Below are 17,651 nucleotides of genomic sequence, written 5' to 3'. Positions count from 1 at the left end.
TATATAATATCTACTAGGCAGCTATTAACCGTTCGTTTTGAACGAGGTCATGATCTGCTTAGCAACGTTTTCCCACTCAGGCTTCTGGCGGTCGGCGCACGTGAAGTTGCACATCAGCAGTTTGCCTTCCACATCGGTGAAGAACACCAGGTTGTATACCTCATGGCCTAGCTCAGGCTTCATCAGCTCCATGTAGCCAACTTTACGGCCGTTTACCTCTTTCACCCCGTGGTTGAACCACTTGGCTTCTTTGTACTGCTTGGAGTACATCTTGTAGAAGTTGTCGGCATACATGTCGATCATATCCTGATCGGCAGTATTGTCGGTGTAAGAGAAAGCAATGCTGGCTTCCTTGCTGTTGGTGTAGATAACGCTGGGGCGGCTCTGGGCTTTAGCGTAGTTAAAGTCCATCTGCTGCTCGCTCATCACTTCAAATCCTTTGGGGATAAGAATTTCTACCCGCTCGCTGAGTACGCGCTTCTTGATTAGTTCAACCTCGGCGAAGGGGCGAGCAGCCATCAGCAACAGCATCAGGCAAAAAACAGGGGTTACGAGTAATGCTTTTTTCATAGTTGTAGACTGAAAAAAGGTGAAATTCAAAAGGAGATCTGCGTTCTGAGCCTATGGAGGCACTCTGTTTGGATAACACAATTTACGTGCAATCCTTGGAAGTACAAGTACTTTGAAAAAAAATAGTTTTGAGGCTTTAAACAGAAGCCCCCATGCTATCAAAAATAGCTACGACAAACCTACTGAGACTGTTTTAGCTGTGAAAAGATTATTCATTAAAATAATAATATTCATATTTAAATTCTATTTATTATCAAGAATAGCCTAACTCTATTACTATTCACAAAATTCAATTTGCTGTTTCACCTAACCGACAAATACAGCCTAATAACTTAGAGTATGTTGTTGATTTGCTCCTTGATTTTCTCCAGTTCCTCTTTCATTCCAACTACTAGATGTTGAATGGTAGAGTCGTTGGCTTTAGAACCGATGGTGTTGATTTCCCGGCCTATTTCCTGCGAAATAAAGGCAAGTTTCTTTCCGGTGGGCTCTGGCAGGTACACCGTCTCGGTGAAGTAGTGCAAATGGTTGACTAACCGTACTTTTTCCTCGGCAATGTCAAGCTTCTCAATGTAATACAGCACCTCCTGCTCGAAACGGGTAGGATTGAAATACTCGCTCCCTGTTATCTCGGCCATGTGATTCTGCAGGCGCTGCCGAACCTGCTCAATGCGCATGGGGTCATGCCGCTCCACATCCGCCAGCTGAATCCGGATTTTATCAATGTAGCCTAATATTTCGTTGGTCAGGGCCTGGCCTTCATCACGGCGGAACTGGTTTACCCGATCCAAGGCTTCGTGCAAAAGAGGTAGCAACTCTTCCCACGGCACCTCCTCTTCTTCCTCGGTGGCGGCCGTTGTATCGGCGGGTATCCGCAGGGCCCCAGGCAGAGCGTGGGCCAGCGCAGTTAGCTGTTCTAAAGAAGCGCCACTACGGGCCGCAACCTGGCGCAGCTCATCTAATGCGAGCAGAAGGACCGCTTCATTCAACACAGCCCCCGTACGGGCGGCAGCACGCGGGCGGGCAAAATCCAGGTTCAGGTTGACTTTGCCACGGATCAGGCTTTTTGTTACCAGGTTTCTGATTTCCAACTCCCGATCTTGGAGGAAACGGGGTAAGCGCAGGCTTAAGTCCAGCGTTTTAGAGTTGAGCGACTTAATTTCTACAGTGGCGGCGTACGTGTCGGTTTCGCGGTGAGCGATACCATAGCCGGTCATGGATTGGAGCATGGCGAGGAAGCAATTGTTAGCTTGAGATTGAGGGATACAGCCTCCCGTGAGACACTATTAGGTGGCATAGTAGGTGGCTGTACCCCGCGACAATATTAGCATTAAATACCACTGGCCTAGATGTAGCAAACTGCCTCTTGCTGGGCGGTACTACACTTGATGCACATTAGGGCCAGAATGCACCAACGCACACTGCCTCTAGCTGCACAGCCTTATGTGAGCTTCGCTTTAGCTCGATAAAATAAATAGAGAGCTAGCAGACCAGCACTCACGCCACCCATTATGAGCACTAAGATTTCGGGAAGGGCTCCTTGCACTACCTCGTGCACCGCCAGCAAGCCAATTCCTGCGGCCATGAGTTGACGGGCCCACGTCTGCCAGGGCAACATCTCATGCCAGGATACGCGCAGTAAGCTGGCAGCTGAGGCCAAGTAATAGCCTGCCTGGCAGTATGTGCTAATTACAAAGGCTAATGCTACTCCCCCGAGGCCTAGCAACCGATACAGCGGATACATCAGCAAAATGGCCAATATCAGGTCTAGTACTGCCCCTTTGGTAATGGTATGTGCGTGCCCTTTGTGCTGCAGAAGAGCCGTGAAATTGTAGGCTCGTAACGGTAGTACTAGCCCCGAAACTAGAAACAGCGGCACTGCTGCATCGTAGCGGTGGGCGAATACTACCCCAAATACTTCATACCGGAAATAGAACAGGAAGAAATATACTGGAAAGACCAAGCTCCCGAGAACCGCACCCACATCTTGCAATATTGCTACTCGCTCTCCATCCGAAGTGTGGGGTTGGCTGAAGTGTAATAGCAAAGCACTACCCGCTGCCCCTAGTAGCAAGGGCAAAAAGGGTACATCAAGAGTTCCGTTGAAGTAGAGTGCGAAGAGGGCCGGCGTCAACAGGAAGTTGAGCGTGAACTTATCTATCCACCGGAACAGAATTTGTACCACCTCATTAAGGGCGGTATGCACCCATAGCTGGCGCACGGTACCGAAAGACAAAGGCGCCACCGCGGCCTCCCGTTGAAATTGCTGGGTGGCAAGCCTGCCTAATGCCGCTACCCGCAGGACATTAGCGGCCAGCAGCATATTTAGGAGCTGCTGGCTGCTCAGGACCTGGCCTACCAGCCAAACGTGGCCTAGCATAAATACGCCGGCATAGGCTACGCTTAGTAAGCCCAAGGCCCTGAATTGGCGGCCGAGCATTGCATACGCTTCTAACAATGCCGCGGGTACGCTCAGTAGCAGGAAGGCCCCCGGTTGCCAAGGTGCGAAGGGAGAGTTAGTGTACGCTTGCAATGCCACAAAGGCACCTGCTACCAGTATTACCCAGGCGCTCAGCATTCCAAAATGCCTCCAGTTACCTTCACGTATGAAGCCCCGCACCCAAGTGGCCGGGTACGTAAGTATTAGGGTGGGCAGGCCTAAGCAGGCCACTACCTGCAACACCTGCCACTGCACCCAGAAACTTTGGTAGCGCCCGTAGTAAGCCGGCGTTGTATGTCGCGCCAGCCATACCAGGGCTAGTATACTGGCGAGGGTAGGCAGGAAACGAATAAGAAATATGTACGCGCTATTTCCCAGCAGCGTGCCGCTCGTACTCGCTCCGGGCTTGCGCATCGCATTCGTCTTGATTCAGATAGTTGAGTATTCGCGCCGGATTGCCAGCTACTACGCAGTGACCCGCCGGAAAACTGTGCGTCACCACGGCCCCCGCCCCTACTACTGTAAAATCGCCTAACTCCACACCGGGCAATATCACGGCTCCCATTCCTAACCAACAGAAATTGCCAATGCGGATGGGGGGAGCCGGCAAACGGCGGGCATTCTGAACAGGGTCGTGATTGGCAGAAATAAGTCCTACCTGGGGGCCTACGTTTGTGAAGCGGCCGATAATTACCCCGTTATCAGCGTTGATGTAAACACCAGGAGAGTCGCCGGGGTAAGAGCCTTGCCCAACCTGCAGGCGGTGCGGCGACCGAATTGTGCTGGTATGGTGCACTGCCCACCTGACGCCCGCATTCTGGCGCAATACTCGCCGAAACAGCACATCTAGGGCATAGAAGCTCAGAGGCATTTCCGGTCGTAGCCCCATGATCCGGCAGAGCAGTTGTTTTACCACGTTATACGTCCAACTTGGTTATGGCGGCGGGAGGTACCCAGTGGCCTAGCTAATGGGTACCTTCCGCAGAATAGCCTCAATCAAATCCTGCGTCCGGATGCCGTCGGCTTCTGCCTCGTAAGTAAGCAGAATGCGGTGGTTGAGTACATCGGTGGCCACTTCCTTGATGTCTTCGGGCAGCACATAGTCGCGCTCATCGAGGTAGGCCACTGCCTTGGCGGCCCGGTGCAGGGCAATACTGGCGCGGGGGCTTACGCCAAACTGCACGTACTGCTGAAACTCCGCCAGATCGTACTCCGCCGGCTTACGGGTGGCAAAAACCAGTTCGATAATATACTTTTCCAGGGTCTCTGAAATCTGCACCTGGTTGATCTGCTGCCTAATTCCGAAGATGTCTTCCTTGGTGAGAATGGGATTCACTTCACCCTCGAAGCTCATGTTGGCCATCCGGCGCATCACTTCCAACTCGTCCGTTTTCTTCAGGTAATCCACGAACACTTTCATCATGAAGCGGTCAACCTGCGCTTCGGGCAGTGGGTACGTGCCTTCCTGCTCCACGGGATTTTGCGTGGCCAATACCAGGAAGGGTAAGTCGAGCGGATATGTCGTCTCGCCTATCGTCACCTGTTTCTCCTGCATGGCCTCCAGCAGGGCGCTCTGCACCTTGGCCGGTGAGCGGTTCACTTCATCGGCCAGCACCAGATTCGCGAAGATGGGCCCTTTCTTGACTTCAAATTCCGACTGATTCTGGTTGTAGATCATGGTGCCCACTAGGTCAGAGGGCAACAAGTCGGGTGTGAACTGCACGCGCTGGAAATGCAAGTGCAACACCTTTGAGAGGGTGCTGATGGTGAGGGTTTTGGCCAGGCCAGGTACTCCTTCCAACAAGATATGCCCGCCGGTAAACAGGCCTATCAGGAGGCGGCCAACCATGTATTGCTGGCCTACGACAACCTTGCCGACTTCAGCAAACACTTGTTTAATCTTCAACTGATAATCAGGTACCTCCGGCATCAGGGCGTCAGGAACAAAAGCGAGGGACATACGAAACGCGGAATCCGCGAGAAACTAAAGGTAACAAATCAGATGCGCTACGCGGCGTCTGCCGCACTAAAAGACCGCACTAGGCCACGCGCAACTCATAACGCGGCAGGCTTTAACGCCTCAGGCCGGCCTGCTAGTCTGCCCAACGTTGCCAGGTCACCCTTCTTTCCCGACTGCTCAACTCTAGGCCTGGTCACTCAACAGGTAGATACTCTTTACTACACGGCCTAGCTACCCCGCAGATGCATTTCAACCTCAGTGATTTGCTCGAAAAAAGTGCACCTCTTGAAAATCCGACCTCGTGGTCTACTGCGTTTGTATGATCCCCGAACTATATAACTTATTGCTGATTATGATTCCCCTTTATAACACTGCCGGAAAACAAGTTGTCTATGCCGATGATGCCTGCCGTGCCCTGTATGATGCGGAAGGAAAAGTGGTGGCCTGGTTTGACGAAGAACTGCTGTACTCACTCAATGGCCGCTATCTGGGGTGGGTGTACCAGGGGTGGGTGTATGACCGCAACGGGCACCCCGCGCTATTTGCTGAGAATGCTATTGGTGGTCCGGAGCGCCCCCCATTGAACAACTTGGCTCGCGCAATGCCTAAGAGAATGAAGCTGGCCTCCCTACCCATGCCCCTACCCCAGCGTCAACCCCGACCAGCACGTCGGAACCGCGCTTCTAGCTGGTCGCCACGGTCGGGAGCGGCGTACTTTACGCAGTAGATCTTCAAACAAACACCTCACTAGGCCACTCACCACAAGAGGTAGTGGCCTAGTGACTGATATTCAGAGCCTTATACCAGAGCTTTCTGCTATCTGGAATAAAGTACAAGCCAACAGTATGCGTATCGGTTAGAATAGCAGAGTGACTATTCCCAGATGCTGTTGGCAGCCGTAAGAATAATTGGCTTATCGTCCGTAATGACAATAGTGTGCTCGTGCTGAGCTACGAAGCTACCGTCTTTGGTAACCAACGTCCAGCCGTCGCCTAGTTGGTGAGCTATAGAAGCGCGAGTAGAAATAAAGGTTTCTACCGCCACCACGGAGTTTTTCTTAAAGCGCTTTAGGTTGTAGCGGTCGTAGTAGCATGGAATTTCAGTTGGTTCCTCGTGCAAACTACGCCCGATGCCATGTCCCACCAGGTTCTTGATAACCCGGAAACCCGACTTCCGCGCTTCTGCTTCAATCAGCCCGCCTATTTCGGCAATGCGTACGCCACCGCGAATCCGGCTGAGTGCGGTGCGTAAAATCTGCCGTGAGGCATCAACCAAGGGCTGGTGATTATGAATATCAGCGCCTAACACAAAAGAGCCGCCATTGTCGGCCCAATACCCATCAAGCTCCGCTGATACGTCGATGTTCACTAGGTCGCCCTCGTTCAATACCTTACGAACCGAAGGAATACCGTGCGCCACCTCGTTGTTTACACTGATGCACGTCCAGCCTGGAAAGCCATATGCCAACCGAGGTGCCGACTTGGCTCCCAAGGCAGCCAGAATACTTCCGCCGTACTCGTCTAGCTCTTTGGTGGTCATTCCGGGCTGGGCATACTCACGCATTTGTTTTAGGGCAGTACCCACGGCCTCGCTGATGCGCTGAAGACCTGTTAAGTCGGCTTGGGAAGTGATGGACATGAAGTGGTAGATATAAGTAGGTGTACTCTTAGAAATAGGCGGAAGGTAGGACATCATCAAAGCTGCTACCGGCAACTTTTACTCCGAATAACTTCTTACCTGTACTATCCAACACACAACCGGACCGTTGGTTAGGCAGACGAAGAGGAAATACGCGCGGCTATTGCCACTTACAGCTTCCTGATTTAGCCCTTTCGCTTGTTACCTAGCCGCATGAACGACTGACCTACAAAGAAAAGGCACATAGCGCGGAAAATTAAAAAAGCCTTTCCACTTGCATGGAAAGGCTTTTATGTACCAGAGACGGGACTCGAACCCGTACGTCCGTGAAGACAAGGGATTTTAAGTCCCTCGTGGCTACCATTACACCACTCTGGCAGCGGGCTATACTAAAGCGTGGGCAAATGTAGTGTCCCAAACCTCATTAGCCAAAAACAAAAAGAGGATGTTGCAGCGGCAACATCCTCTTGGAGCGGGAGACGAGGTTCGAACTCGCGACCTCGACCTTGGCAAGGTCGCGCTCTACCAACTGAGCTACTCTCGCTTTTGATCTTGGCGCCGTAGTGGCGTTTTGATGTGACAAAGGTACTACAGGAATTCTTGTTGTCAAGAGGTAGCAACAAAAAAATATCTAAAATTTAGCTCTGCGACCCGTTTTTGACTGATTTTCAAGGAGAAAAATTTCAGACAACGAATAAGCTTTTTCTTGAAGGTACCGAAATGCAGGTGGCCTAGCCCCGCCTCACAGGAGTTTGCAGGGCTAGGCCACCTATTTATTTCCCACCAGCGGCTAATTTTAACTCGTTCAGCTTAAGTAGGGCCTCAATGGGTGTAAGCGTATTTACATCTAGTTTTTCCAGCAACTCCCGTACGCGCTCCAGGGCTGGATCACCGGGCTCGAACATGCTAAGCTGCAGACTGGGCCGCGGAGCAGTGTGCACAGCAGCAGCTGGTTGTGCTTTAGGGGTGCGCCGCGGCTCCGTGGCGGCCGGGTTTACAGAGCCATTCAGCGGCACTACCTTGCCAGAGTTGGGCGTCTCGTCTAGTCCGGCCAGCACTTCGCCAAACTCAGTGGGCCCCTCTTCTAGGCCTGCACTGGCACGTTCCTGCTCTAGGTGGTGCATGATTTCATTGGCCCGCAGTACCACGGAGGTAGGCATGCCTGCCATGCGCGCCACATGAATACCAAAGCTGTGCTCTGAGCCCCCCTCTTGCAGCTTGCGCAGGAACAGAATGCGCCCATCAGCTTCCTTCACAGCCACATTGTAGTTACGCACCCGTGAGCAGTCATCAGCTAGCTGGTTCAGCTCGTGGTAGTGAGTGGCGAAGAGAGTTTTGGCGCGGGCCTTGGGCGAATTGTGCAAGTGCTCCACAATGGCCCAGGCAATGCTGATGCCGTCGTAGGTGCTGGTGCCTCGCCCGATTTCGTCCATCAGCACGAGGCTGCGGTCGGAGAGGTTGTTGAGGATGCTGGCCGTTTCAGTCATCTCCACCATGAAGGTACTCTCGCCCTTGCTTAGGTTATCAGAGGCCCCTACGCGGGTGAAGATTTTGTCGATGACGCCAATCGTAGCTGCATCGGCAGGCACGAAGGAGCCAATTTGAGCCAGTAGCACAATAAGGGCCGTTTGACGCAGCAGTGCTGACTTACCCGCCATATTGGGACCCGTGATAACCACAATCTGCTGGTCCTCCTGATCTAGCCGAATATCGTTGGGGATGTAGGCCTCACCGGGGGGCAACTGGCGCTCAATTACAGGGTGGCGGCCCGCTTTGATGTCGAGCACAGTGCTGTCATTTACCAGGGGCTTTACGTAACGGTACTGGCGGGCTGTAGCGGCAAAGCTGGCTAGGCAGTCAGTAACCCCAATGGCGCGGGCATTTTGCTGAATCTGCGAGACGTACTCAGCCGCCGACAGTATCAGATCGGTATAGATGCGCTGCTCAATCACGAACAGTTGGTCCTCGGCGTGCAGAATCTTTTCCTCGTAGGTTTTCAGCTCTTCCGTGATGTAGCGCTCCGCATTTACCAGGGTTTGCTTCCGAATCCAAGAGGTGGGCACCTTATCCTTGTGAGCGTTGGTTACTTCAAGGTAGTAGCCAAATACTTTGTTGTAGGCCACTTTCAGGGAGCCAATGCCGGTTTCCTGAATGGCGCGCTGCTGCATCTGAAACAGGTAGTCCTTTCCCGAAAAGGCCATTTCGCGCAGCTGGTCCAGCTCCGCATCTACCCCGTCATTCACCACACCGCCTTGGTTGGTCAGGATGGGCGCATCGACTTTAATCTTAGCTTGGATTTCCTCGCGTAGGCCAGTGCAAGGGTTGAGCTGGTCGGCGAGCTTTTGCAGGGCCCGGATGCCCGACGCGGCTAGTTGCTCGCGCATAGGCGCAATAGCCTCCAGGGCACGAGCCAATTGCAGCAGCTCCCGCGGGTTGATGCGGCGCACGGCTACCTTGGAAATCAGGCGCTCCAAGTCGTTGATTTGACGCAAGTGCTGCAGTATATTTTCCAGCAGCTCGGGGCTCTGCAGTAGGGCTTCCACCGTATCGAGGCGACGCTGAATCTGGGCGGGCTCCTTGAGGGGAAGCACCACCCACTTGCGCAGCAAACGGGCACCCATGGGCGTTACCGTCTGGTCGAGGATATCGATGAGAGGCACGCCACCGGGGTGCTGAGGCAACACCAGCTCCAGGTTGCGCACCGTGAATCGGTCGAGCCACACGTACTTGTCTTCCTCCAGGCGCCCAATGCTGCCGATGTGGCCTACGTCAGTGTGCTTCGTTTCAGCGAGGTAGTGCAGGATACAGCCGGCCGCCGTGATACCCTCGCGTAGGCCATCAATACCGAAGCCCTTGAGGGAAGTAGTGTTGAAGTGACGGGTAAGCGTGTCGTGGCAATAATCATAGCCGAACACCCACTCATCCAGCGCAAAGTGGCAGTAGTCGGGGCCGAAGCTTTCCTCGAACTCCCGACGGCTGCGCTTACAGAATAGCACCTCAGCCGGGCCGAAATTTTGCAGCAGCTTGCCCAGGTATTCAATGGTGCCCTGAGCTACCAGAAATTCACCGGTGCTGATATCCAGAAAGCTGATACCGGCCTCCTGCTTGCCAAAGTGCACGGCGCAGAGGTAGTTGTTGCTCTTGCGCTCCAGTACATTGTCGTGGAGGCTCACGCCGGGCGTTACCAGTTCCGTAATGCCACGCTTCACTAGGCCCTTGGCCATCTTGGGGTCTTCAAGCTGGTCGCAGATGGCTACGCGCTGGCCCGCCCGCACCAGCTTGGGCAGGTAATTATCGAGGGCGTGGTGGGGAAATCCAGCCAGAGGCGTTTCGGAGGAGGTGCCGGCCCCGCGCTTGGTCAGGGTGATGTCGAGAATGCGGGACGCCGTCACGGCATCCTCCCCGAAGGTTTCGTAGAAGTCGCCCACCCGGAACAGGAGCACAGCGCCGGGATGCTCCTGCTTCAGCTGGTAATACTGCTTCATCAGGGGCGTATCAATCACGGGGGCGGGCCCGAGGGAGCCGTGCGTGCGAATGGGCTTTTTGTTAGGATCGGCGACTTTAGCTTTCACTAGCAAGAGAGTAACGCCAGCGCGGAACTGGCGAACAGGATCAGAGGGTACGTAATTCGTCGGGCTGAGCTAGCGTGGCCTTACTGCTACAAGCTACGCTAACTCTAGTGGCCTAGAGCCCAGGCAGCGGTAGCATTGCTTCGCTTGGCGGGCCTGCATTGTGCCCCACCCAGCCCGACGGACTATTGGTTTTGTCTTTGCCAACATCAGCCACTCGGCCAGACGTTCCTACTTTTGCCGTATGCGCAAACTCTCCATGGAAGAACTGAACCGGCTGACGGTGGCAGACTTCAAAAATACGCAAAAATTCCCCCTCTCCCTGGTGCTCGACAACGTACGGAGCCTACACAACGTGGGTGCGGCCTTCCGCACGGCCGACGCGTTTGCGCTGGAAAAAATCTGGCTTTGTGGTATCACGGGTAGGCCACCCCAGCGCGAAATCACGAAAACCGCGCTGGGCTCTACGGAGTCGGTCACTTGGGAATATGCGCCTACTACGGTTGAGGCCGTGCAGCAACTCAAGGCCGCCGGCTACGTGGTGGTGGCCGTGGAGCAGACTACCGGCAGTGTACCCCTCCCCGCTTTTCAGCCTACACCCGGGCAGGCCTACGCGCTAGTGCTGGGCAATGAGGTGTTTGGGGTAGACGATGATGTACTGGCACTCTGTGATGCCGCTGTAGAAATTCCGCAGTTTGGTACTAAGCATTCCCTCAACGTGAGCATTGCCGCAGGCGTAGTGCTCTGGGATTTTATCAGCAAGCTGGGCTGGGCGTCCTAGGCCAGTTCACGTGTGTTATAAATAGAAAAGGCAGCTCTGAGTAGAGCCGCCTTTTCTATGGAGCAGGTGCAGAGGTATTATTTCTGCACCATCACTTTGCGTGACACCATCTCGCTGCCCGCGCCAAGGCTGATTTGGTAGATACCAGCCGCATAGCCGCTTAGGTCAACGGGCACGGCTACCTGGCGCGTGCCATTGGGCACATCGCGGCGCAGTACCTCCTGGCCTAGCATGTTACGAACGACCACCTGCAGGCCTTTTACCGGTTGAGCAAAGTTGGCCGACACCGTGAACTGGCCGGTGCTGGGGTTGGGGTACACGGTCAGGCCGGCGGCCTTCACATCTTCCTTCACACCCGTTACCACGCTCTGGATGGCCAGGTTATCAATGGCCCAGCCCCAGCCGTGCGAGAGTTGGTCGGAGAACAGGCGGAAGCGCAGGCGCACTACATCACCCGCGGCAAAGGTGGGACTCAGGTTTAGCGTACGGCCCACATAAAGGTCGGGGGTACCAACGGCAGTGGAGTTGCCATCAGCATCGGTAGCGCTATTCCAGCGCGTGAGCCACGCGGTATTGCTACGGCTGTTGTACCCGGGGGCCAGCGCTTTCCAGGTAGTACCGTTGTCATTGCTGCCTTCTACAATTACGTAGTCGAAGAAACCCGTGCTGCCGAAGGTGGCAGTAGCAGTGCTGGGCTCAACCAACACAATTTCATCAAACCGCATTACCGCCTGTGCCGGGTCGTTCTTCACAATGATGGGCACAAGCAGGTTGTAGATGATATTGCTCTCGAAGTCGACCCCGACGCCATCCTTATAAGGATGATCAGAGTTGATAGCTGGGCTGGTGAAACCTGCTGGTTGCGTTATAGTGAAGCCTTCGCCAATGAAATCCTGCTGTACATCGCTGTTTAGAGCATTCACGTACGTTTCCTGCGCCGGCTTGATGGCCACTACCCGTACGGTATACAAGCCAGCCCCGGGGTTAATAGTCCGGTTTGGGATAGAAGCTACGTCGTTGGCTATTATCCGATAGTTGATGACGTCGCCGGAGACAATAGCGCCGGCAGCCGTCGAGATAGAGCCCACAAAGGTGGTATCGTTCTGGCGCGTGAGCGTAACGTTCGGCCGACTAACGCCATTCACATTATACTCCACCACTACGCTGTTCACTCCAATGTTATCGGTGGCATTCACCGTGATTTGGTAGGGCAACTGCGTAGTTAAAATGAAGAATGGGGCCGTGTGGCGTACCACGGGCGGCACCACATCGGGGCCCACGAAGAATTGGTACTGGTTGATAACACCCCGGCGCGTAGTTGCGGGAGAGGCATACGTGCGGCCGGTTTCGTTGTCGGCGGCGGTAATGTAGTACCGCACCGTTTTGCCAAGGCCCGGATTCGGGATGGTAGCCGTATACTGGCCGTTACCGGTGCTCGTCATTGCTACGGTGGTAGCGGCACCGTTGTCGATGCTATACGTCAGCTTCACTGAGCCCGGAGTTACGGTACCATCGCTCTGCACGGTGGCATTTACTACGTAGTTCTGCGCTATTTCCGTGTCTCTGAGCGGCGTATGACGGATAGCCGTGTTAAACCAGCCAATCTCGTTGAAGATGGCCATAGTAATGGGTCCGGGGCTGTGGATAGCCTCCGCGGCCCCAAACTGGGGCGACATCAGTGAGTTTTCGTTGCCGGCGGCGTACGTTGCTTCATCCAAGTGGGAGATACTCGAACCCGTTGAAAAGGAAGTAGGGGCGTACAGCTTGGGGCGCTTTTCCGTGCTAGCGGTATTGTTAGCCGATCTGGCCAGCGGGCTATCAAAGTACAGCGCGTTGCTGGTGTACAAGGTACCTAGGGCTGCCGACGGATTAGTAAAAATCCGCGTATCGGTAATTAACTGGCCCGCCTCATTCTCAATGAAGGTGGCAAAGTTGAAGGGCGGCTCGGAGTAGCCGCCCTGGCTATTGGTAGTAGAAAAAGTAGTACCAGCCTGGAAGCCCAGCCCGTGGCCTAGCTCGTGCAGCACCACCGACACTAAATCATACTGCCCAGCACCTGGCTTGCCGTCGGTACCGAGATACCAGTTGAATGTGCTGCTAAACTGTGCGTTTATGTCGGCTAGGCCAGAACCGTTTAGCTCCCTGCCAGCCAGCTTCTCGGCTAGGGCTACTGGGTACAGTACATCGCTACGAGTGCCTCCTTCTACCCGAGTATAAAGTGCAGTGGTTCCCGCCGACCCAAGTACCCCCGTACCCAGGGGAGTCCAAGTGGCCCGCACCCGAATAGGCACGGGCGAATTGAGCAGTGACTGCCAAATATCAACCGCATACTGGAAGGCGGCCTGCGCCTCGGGCGTAAAGCCTATGTAGGTTACTTCAATACGAGAGGCAGCGGTGCCTTTACGGCCAGTGCGCTGGGCTGCGAGGTAGGACTCAGGAGCGTCTACCTTGGTAAACATATTTTCAGGCCGGGCTGGGCAAATTGTCTCAGGCACTGGCCGGGGGTCAAGAACAAACGTCTGCGCCAGAGAGGGCATAACTGCCCCGCAGGCTAACAGCGCCAGAGAAAGTAGTTTTTTCATCGATAGGAAAAAGATGTAATTGGGTTTACCTCTTAAAATTAAGTCATTCGGGCAGAATAATTCGCCCGCTTGGCTGCACCTGCGGGCCAGATTTTCTTTGTATACCTACTGCTGCATATTCTACAAACTTTCTTTAATCCAATACTAAATTACACACTTAACTTATGCTAGTGCTTTAAATCAGCCTATCATAATACTTAGCTCAAGACTCACTTGCAGCCAGCAATGCTTCACTAAAGGACGTTAACAACAACATTGCTTACACAAAACAACTCTCCAATAGCAACAGTATAGATACACTACTATATCTTAATAGGCTTCATATGTCAGTAGAATAATCCTATAAAAACCACTTGCCCTGTTTTTATCATTTTTATAGCCACATTGGATTTTTATTGCTGTGTTTATAAAATGTATGCCTCACCTCTATCACTTGTCACAATAACTCAGCTCGTATCTGCACGCACCTGTTAGCTTACTTTTAGGAGAGATGCAGTAGATGATGCAGGCCACCTAGTGCCGCTAAGCCTACAGGGTTTGTTTTCTGCTTTCACTTGGCCCACATCCTACTAAAGTGGCCTAGATCAACTGCAAAGCGGACGCTGAGCTGTGTATTGTAAAACGCTGCTAGCCCAGCTTTTAAATAGCCGGAAGAAGTAGCTACTTGCTCCCGCGACTTGTTTTCTTCGTAGCTCTTGTATTTGACCTGATGTCTGCACTGCCCTCCGCTGTGGTATCGGCCGCCGATGCGGCGCTTCTTGCCTTACGTCCTCCAGTTACGGCGGAGCTGCCAGCCGCACCAGCAGCCACCGTAGCCGATTTTCTGCACCGCACCCTTCGGCCCGTGCTTAAGCTGCAAAACGAGCGCCTGCTCGCCGTTATAGCCGACTTTCTGCACGACCACCACATTCCGTTTCGGGCAGCCTCGGTAGCAGAACAGCAGCGGCTCGTTGCGGAGCTGCTCTGGCGCAATACCAAGCTGCGCTATACGCTGATAGGCCTAGTGGTGGGCATGTTTACTACCGAAGAGTTAGGCTTCTACCGGACTCAGCGCTCAGAGCTGAACCGACGGCTGCTGGAGCTAGCTGTGCGCCGCGCCCACGATCAAACACCTGCCCTGGCTGCCCTGCTGCCCATGCCATGAGTACGCTGTATACCCTGCTGGAAGTGAGTGAGCAAGCCTCGGCTGACGAGCTGCGCAGGGCTTACCGTCGCCTGGTGCTGCTCACCCACCCCGACCGAACTCCTGACCCGGCCGCTCACCAGCGCTACCTCATCGTGAACGAGGCCTACGACATCCTGAGCAACCCCGTGCGCCGACAGGCCTACGACGCGCTACTGCGGGCGCAACGGCAACCCGCTGAGCCGCCTAGGCCACTCCACCGCGACCCAGCCCTCCGTCGACGCGGGCGCCCCCCGGCCCCGCGTCGCGCTCCTACTACGGAGGAGCGTTATGGGCATTATGCCCCGTACGCCCAGTGGGTGTGCCGCGTGGCTTTACTACTAGTACTATTGATGACGCTAGATTTTCTCTGGACTGAGCATCTTCCCAATGAAGTGGTACAAAGCGTGGAGTCGGTATCGTTGTATGCGCGCGGGCGGAGCATGGGTACCCATTCTATCATACAAACCACGCACGCTAAGTTTCGCTCCGACACTGACTCCTGGCCCGAGGGTACCCACTTACTCGTTGACCGGACCATGCTGTTTGGCGTGTTTCGCAAGGCTGCTCCGGTAGGCCACCCCGAGCTGTTAGCCGATGCCGGTGGCGTAACGATCTACGACAACTTTGTTTTTCTGCCCTTGCTACTGGCCTTGCTGGCGGGTCTAGGCCTCTGGCGGGCTCCCGCCATGCGCAGCATTAACTGCGCCGTGGGGTGCGCCTTCCTACTTCCCATTGTGCTATACATTCTGCTGGCGGTGTAGCGCCCAACCCTGGCCTAGCAAGTGGCGGCTTAGCAAAAAGCCCGCTACACGATTGTGTAGCGGGCTTTTGTTTATGCGGTCCAGAGGGCGCTTAGTCGTACTGGGACTCACGCAGCTGCACGGGGGCCGTTTTTTTGCGCAGGCGCATATTCAGGATTTCTACCACCAAGGAGAAGAACATGGCGAAGTAGATGTATCCTTTCTCAATTTCCTTGTGGAAGGCCTCCATCACCAGCATTACCCCAATCATAATCAGGAAGGACAAAGCCAGCATTTTGATGGTGGGGTTGCGGTTCACGAAGTCAGCCACTACCCCGGAGAAGGCCAGCATTACACCCATAGAAAGCACCACTGCCAGAATCATAATCAGCACATTATCAACTAGACCTACGGCGGTCAGGATGGAGTCGAAGCTGAACACGATGTCGATGACAATGATCTGCAGAATGATGCTGCCCATGGTAGCGGTGCCACCACCCGCCGCCGATTCATCCTCTTCGCCCTGGAGCTTGGTGTGAATTTCGGTGGTGCTCTTGCCAATCAGGAACAGGCCCCCAGCCAGCAGAATCAGGTCGCGGCCAGCTACGCCAAAGGGCTCCTCCAACCAGGGCAGGTTTAGGTGGAAAAGCGGCGTCTTGAGGCCTACAATCCAGGTAATGCTTAGCAGCAGCCCAATGCGGCACAGCAGCGCCAGCAATAGCCCAATGGTGCGTCCCCGCTTCTGCTGGTCGCGGGGCAGGCGGTTCACCACAATCGAGATGAAGATGATGTTGTCGATTCCCAGCACAATTTCCATGAACGTCAGCGTGAGCAGGCTGACCCAGGTCTGGGGATTAGAGAAAACGGAGAAGTCGAATTCCATCAGGCAGTGAGGACATAGTGGTGGTGATGAAGTAGTGAGAGGATGAAGTCAGGAAGAGATGAGGTGATATAGGAAGAAGGTAATGCTGTGGACAGGATACTGCACAGAAGCAACGTACCCTCATTCCTTCATTACCTCATGGCCACATCACCAGACTACTACGACTTCATATTCACGAACTGCAGGGGCTGGCCAATATCGGTGCGGCGCAGCAGGGCGATAACGGCCTGGAGTTCATCAATCTTTTTGGCGGATACCCGCACCTGATCGTCCTGCATCTGGGCCTCCACCTTCAGCTTGGCGTCTTTGATGGCTTTCACGATTTTGCGGCCCGCATCTTTGTCTACCCCGGCGCGCACCTTGATGGTCTTTTTCACGAGGTTGCCGCTGGGCTGCTCTTCCGCCGAGAAGTCGAGGGCGGTGCCATCGATGCCCTGCTTCACCACGCGGCCGAGCAGAATATCTTCGAGAGCTTTTACGCGCATAGAATTTTCGGAGCTGAGCAGGATGGTGTTGGCTTTCTTATCCAGTTCGATGCCGCCTTTCGTGTCGCGGAGGTCGTAGCGGGTCTGGAGTTCTTTTTTAGCTGTATTGACCGCGTTTTCGAGAGTTTGCGGATCTACTTTGCTGACGATGTCGAAGGAGGCCATATGAAAGAAGAGAAGAAACGTTTGGAGGTGCATACGCCAAACTGCTAGGCCAGTTTGGGTGGGAGGCCAAAGGTAGAAAGTTAGCAGGATTGGTGTAGCAGCCGCTGCCGCCCGTGGTTTCGGGTTTTGTGCGCGCATTTGCTGCGGCCAAGTTGATAGTTTAGAGGCCTAGGCCACTACCCCAAGCTGCCTATCTTGCCGTCCGTATTGTTGTTGCCCGTTCTTTCGCACCATGCCCAACATCAGCCCACCCCGCACTCCCGCCGAATGGGAAGCCTACTATCACCTTCGCTACGCAGTGCTTCGGCAGCCCTGGGGCCAACCTGAAGGCTCGGAGCGTGCTGAAGATGACGCCCACCCAACTACGACACACGCCCTCCTGCTGGGCCCTGATGGGCAGGCGCTGGGCGTGGGCCGGCTACACCCCAGCGCCGACCAGCAAGGGCAAGTGCGTTTTATGGCCGTACACCCGCAGGCCCAGGGCCAAGGGGTGGGCCGGCAAGTGCTGGAATACTTAGAAGCTGCCGCCCGACAGCAGGGCCTCACGGAAATAGTGCTACACGCCCGCCAGCTGGCCGTACCCTTTTATGAGCGCCTGGGCTACGCGGTAGTGGCGCCCTCGCACACGCTGTTTGGCACAGTGCCGCACTTTTTGATGCGCAAAGACCTCTAA

Annotated in this window: 15 protein-coding genes and 2 tRNA genes; 5 read left to right on the top strand and 12 right to left on the bottom strand. The window is 54.5% G+C overall.

Annotated features, from left to right (window positions below):
- Positions 1-24: 24 nt before the first annotated feature.
- The 5 genes from EU556_RS03250 to EU556_RS03230 all read right to left on the bottom strand — a co-directional run bounded on the left by EU556_RS03250 (position 25) and on the right by EU556_RS03230 (position 4,970).
- On the bottom strand, positions 25-570 hold the full coding sequence (locus tag EU556_RS03250) for a hypothetical protein (RefSeq protein ID WP_135430963.1): 546 nt from the start codon (positions 568-570) through the stop codon (positions 25-27).
- Positions 571-902: 332 nt separating this feature from the next.
- Positions 903-1,799, bottom strand: a complete 897-nt coding sequence (locus EU556_RS03245) for a YicC/YloC family endoribonuclease (RefSeq protein WP_135430961.1) — start codon at positions 1,797-1,799, stop codon at positions 903-905.
- Between the two features lie 212 nt (positions 1,800-2,011).
- Positions 2,012-3,148, bottom strand: coding sequence for a polysaccharide biosynthesis protein (locus tag EU556_RS03240; protein ID WP_135430959.1), 1,137 nt, complete (start codon positions 3,146-3,148; stop codon positions 2,012-2,014).
- A gap of 229 nt (positions 3,149-3,377) precedes the next feature.
- Entirely contained in the window at positions 3,378-3,899 is a 522-nt protein-coding gene (locus EU556_RS03235) for an acyltransferase (protein WP_135430957.1), read from the bottom strand.
- 72 nt (positions 3,900-3,971) lie between these two features.
- Entirely contained in the window at positions 3,972-4,970 is a 999-nt protein-coding gene (locus EU556_RS03230) for an AAA family ATPase (protein ID WP_245327388.1), read from the bottom strand.
- A 319-nt stretch (positions 4,971-5,289) separates the two neighbouring features.
- Between EU556_RS03230 and EU556_RS03225 the strand changes: the two genes are divergently transcribed.
- On the top strand, positions 5,290-5,697 hold the full coding sequence (locus EU556_RS03225) for a 4-fold beta flower protein (protein WP_135430955.1): 408 nt from the start codon (positions 5,290-5,292) through the stop codon (positions 5,695-5,697).
- Positions 5,698-5,843: 146 nt separating this feature from the next.
- Here the strand turns inward: EU556_RS03225 and map are convergent, their stop codons facing one another.
- The 4 genes from map to mutS form a co-directional block, all read right to left on the bottom strand.
- Positions 5,844-6,608 (bottom strand): type I methionyl aminopeptidase, encoded by a 765-nt coding sequence (gene map, locus EU556_RS03220; protein ID WP_135430953.1) that lies wholly within the window; start codon positions 6,606-6,608, stop codon positions 5,844-5,846.
- Between the two features lie 295 nt (positions 6,609-6,903).
- Positions 6,904-6,986 (bottom strand) — tRNA-Leu (locus EU556_RS03215).
- Positions 6,987-7,076: 90 nt separating this feature from the next.
- Positions 7,077-7,152, bottom strand: a tRNA-Gly gene (locus EU556_RS03210).
- Positions 7,153-7,381: 229 nt separating this feature from the next.
- A complete protein-coding gene (mutS, locus tag EU556_RS03205) occupies positions 7,382-10,093 on the bottom strand; it encodes a DNA mismatch repair protein MutS (protein WP_135432592.1) in 2,712 nt (903 codons plus the stop codon).
- A 328-nt stretch (positions 10,094-10,421) separates the two neighbouring features.
- Between mutS and EU556_RS03200 the strand changes: the two genes are divergently transcribed.
- On the top strand, positions 10,422-10,958 hold the full coding sequence (locus tag EU556_RS03200) for an RNA methyltransferase (protein WP_135430951.1): 537 nt from the start codon (positions 10,422-10,424) through the stop codon (positions 10,956-10,958).
- A 77-nt stretch (positions 10,959-11,035) separates the two neighbouring features.
- Here EU556_RS03200 and EU556_RS03195 read toward each other — a convergent pair whose 3' ends face one another.
- The gene (locus EU556_RS03195; RefSeq protein WP_135430949.1) at positions 11,036-13,540 is read right to left on the bottom strand and encodes a T9SS type A sorting domain-containing protein; all 2,505 of its coding nucleotides are present in this window, start codon (positions 13,538-13,540) and stop codon (positions 11,036-11,038) included.
- Between the two features lie 709 nt (positions 13,541-14,249).
- On the opposite strand from EU556_RS03195, the gene EU556_RS03190 reads away from it, so the two are divergent.
- Both EU556_RS03190 and EU556_RS03185 read left to right on the top strand, forming a co-directional pair.
- Complete coding sequence (locus EU556_RS03190) at positions 14,250-14,684, top strand: hypothetical protein (protein WP_135430947.1); 435 nt, start codon at positions 14,250-14,252, stop codon at positions 14,682-14,684.
- Complete coding sequence (locus EU556_RS03185) at positions 14,681-15,466, top strand: J domain-containing protein (RefSeq protein WP_135430946.1); 786 nt, start codon at positions 14,681-14,683, stop codon at positions 15,464-15,466. The genes EU556_RS03190 and EU556_RS03185 overlap by 4 nt, the downstream gene beginning before the upstream one ends.
- A 91-nt stretch (positions 15,467-15,557) precedes the next feature.
- Here EU556_RS03185 and EU556_RS03180 read toward each other — a convergent pair whose 3' ends face one another.
- On the bottom strand, positions 15,558-16,328 hold the full coding sequence (locus EU556_RS03180) for a TerC family protein (protein WP_135430944.1): 771 nt from the start codon (positions 16,326-16,328) through the stop codon (positions 15,558-15,560).
- A 158-nt stretch (positions 16,329-16,486) separates the two neighbouring features.
- On the bottom strand, positions 16,487-16,978 hold the full coding sequence (locus EU556_RS03175) for a YajQ family cyclic di-GMP-binding protein (protein ID WP_135430942.1): 492 nt from the start codon (positions 16,976-16,978) through the stop codon (positions 16,487-16,489).
- A 232-nt stretch (positions 16,979-17,210) separates the two neighbouring features.
- Here EU556_RS03175 and EU556_RS03170 point away from each other — a divergent pair, with 232 nt between their 5' ends.
- On the top strand, positions 17,211-17,651 hold the full coding sequence (locus EU556_RS03170) for a GNAT family N-acetyltransferase (protein ID WP_135430940.1): 441 nt from the start codon (positions 17,211-17,213) through the stop codon (positions 17,649-17,651).

Origin of the sequence: Hymenobacter fodinae (assembly GCF_004745825.1) — a bacterium.
GTDB classification, from domain to species: Bacteria; Bacteroidota; Bacteroidia; order Cytophagales; family Hymenobacteraceae; genus Hymenobacter; species Hymenobacter fodinae.
This window is presented reverse-complemented; position numbering and strand designations above follow the sequence as displayed.